The organism is Bacillus sp. JJ1562, from assembly GCF_036962705.1.
Classification (GTDB): Bacteria; Bacillota; Bacilli; order Bacillales; family Bacillaceae_L; genus Ferdinandcohnia.
The window spans coordinates 1-1,627 of record NZ_JBALOQ010000086.1 but is presented as its reverse complement, the minus strand read 5'-3'; the positions used below and the strand labels follow the sequence as shown (position 1 = coordinate 1,627).

The following is a 1,627-nucleotide window of genomic DNA, read 5'->3' as shown; positions in this document are numbered from 1 at the left end:
CCATTTCAAGAGATTATATATGAAGAAAAGGAATTAAATAAAGATGAACTAGAGAAATTAGCCAAAATTATCAAACTTACAAAAGAAAATGATGAGAATTTTTCTAACTATATCTTAAATAATACATTACCTGAAGGTTATCGAGAAGAGTCTGAAAGAATTAGCCAGTATATTACAAATTATAATGAGATTCTTTATGAACTAGATGAAATCCTCAGTAATTTTACAGATGACGTAAATAAAGGGGAATTTCCAAAAATAAAAATTGGATCAATAATGAAAAAAATTGATGTAGTGAATGGAAGAGAACAGAAAAAAATAGAAGAATTCCTCGATAAGAAAAATATTAAGACAAAAGCATTTGGACGGGAATATTAGGACATAAGAAAGAAATTCATTAAACTATATAAGATTGACATTAATAAACTTATCTTTTTGAGATTTATGGTATGGAAACTATCAGTAGAAAAAGACATTACAAATTGAATAATTAGACTTAGGTCTAGGAAGTTTGTGAAAACCTGTACTTAAACTATCGGGTGCTTTTCTTGAAGAAAAAAAATCTACAATAGAAGTTCGTTTGAGGAATATCGACAGCAAAAAAGGCACTCATAATTGCAGTAACCTTACGCATATAGATACGTAAAATGTGTTTAAAGCCAAAAAGGCGGTGGAAGTTATGAGTTTCGCTTCATGGTTTGCTATAGGCATTGGGGTAGCAGTCGCGATAGGTCTATTCGGTGGTAAATCAAAACAGAAGAAAAAATAAAGAAGGCACTCAAAAAATGAGTGCTTTTTTACGTTAAAAGAACATAATTGATTTGCGGTTCTGAAGGGGCAATATATGACTAAATATATGTGCCTTGTATATTAATATGATTTATTTAGGATTGTGAAATGGTGTACTTAAAGTAACGGGTGCGATAATTCAAGAATGACTACCGCTAATTTTTGTTGAAGTTATTCAACTATAGAACAGTTTAGTGTAACTGGATGATGCAGGATTTTTATTTAATAGGTAAACACCTATTTTGAGAGAAGATAAGCTCATTCATTAAATTAAGGCATAACATGAAATTAGTTAAATTCCCATCTCGAAAGTAGGTGAAAAATATGTTTGGAGATATAAGAAACTGGTATGGAATGGCATATAGTCCATATATTATGGGATCTGGATCTCATCCTTATGTAATGAGTAGCTATCATTATCCACATCATCATCATCATCATCCACATCATCCACATCATCATTATCATCATCCACATCATGACAATGTTACCCAGTCACAAGCTGTAATGATTAGTATGCCACACATGATGCCACACGTGATGCATGGCATGAATTAACACCTCTTATAAAAGGAAACCAAGACCTCCTCTTCGGAGGTCTTTACTCTGTTTCAAGCTCCTGACAATTAAGATATATAAACGCAACTGAACTAATTTTTTATATAAGTGAGGAAAACGGGGGCGATAGTCTAAGAATGATTATCGCTTATTTTTGTTGAAGTTATTCAGCTAACGGGGCAGTTGTGCGGCCGAGCCTAGGTCGTATCATATAACGGGTGGGATTCCCGTCGAGCAAGAACTAGGCATTCACGCGTAGCGAGACTTGGAGGGTTAAAGG

General features: G+C 33.4%; 2 protein-coding genes. Both read left to right on the top strand.

Annotated elements, in window-relative coordinates:
- Positions 1–12: 12 nt before the first annotated feature.
- Positions 13–378: an NDxxF motif lipoprotein gene (locus V7097_RS25895; protein ID WP_335706511.1), complete on the top strand. Its 366-nt coding sequence runs from the start codon at positions 13–15 to the stop codon at positions 376–378.
- A gap of 735 nt (positions 379–1,113) precedes the next feature.
- Positions 1,114–1,347, top strand: a complete 234-nt coding sequence (locus V7097_RS25890) for a hypothetical protein (RefSeq protein ID WP_335706510.1) — start codon at positions 1,114–1,116, stop codon at positions 1,345–1,347.
- Positions 1,348–1,627: the final 280 nt, after the last annotated feature.